Origin of the sequence: Bacillus sp. SIMBA_008 (genome assembly GCF_046535495.1) — a bacterium.
In the GTDB taxonomy this organism is placed as follows: Bacteria; Bacillota; Bacilli; order Bacillales; family Bacillaceae; genus Bacillus; species Bacillus subtilis.
In genome coordinates, this window is record NZ_JAWRWL010000058.1 from 1 (window position 1) to 410 (window position 410).

Here is a 410-nt window from a genome sequence, read left to right on the forward strand (position 1 = left end):
TGTGAGGTATTCATAAAAGAAAAAGCGCCGGACATTGAATTTTTGGCGACTGATGACCCAGAGACGGCTTTTACGGATGTTGACTTCGTCATGGCGCATATCCGCGTCGGAAAATACGCGATGCGCGCGCTCGATGAACAAATCCCGCTGAAGTACGGCGTGGTCGGCCAGGAAACATGCGGGCCGGGCGGAATCGCATACGGCATGCGCTCTATCGGCGGTGTTCTTGAGATTCTTGATTATATGGAAACGTACTCGCCTGACGCATGGATGCTGAATTACTCCAATCCGGCGGCGATTGTGGCCGAAGCTACACGGCGCCTCAGACCGAATTCAAAAATATTGAACATCTGCGACATGCCGGTCGGAATTGAGGATCGCATGGCGAACATCCTCGGATTATCTTCACG

General features: G+C 52.4%; 1 pseudogene. It reads left to right on the forward strand.

What is annotated here, in order from left to right:
* Positions 1-410, forward strand: a pseudogene (glvA, locus tag SB658_RS22080) (maltose-6'-phosphate glucosidase); the annotation flags it as partial.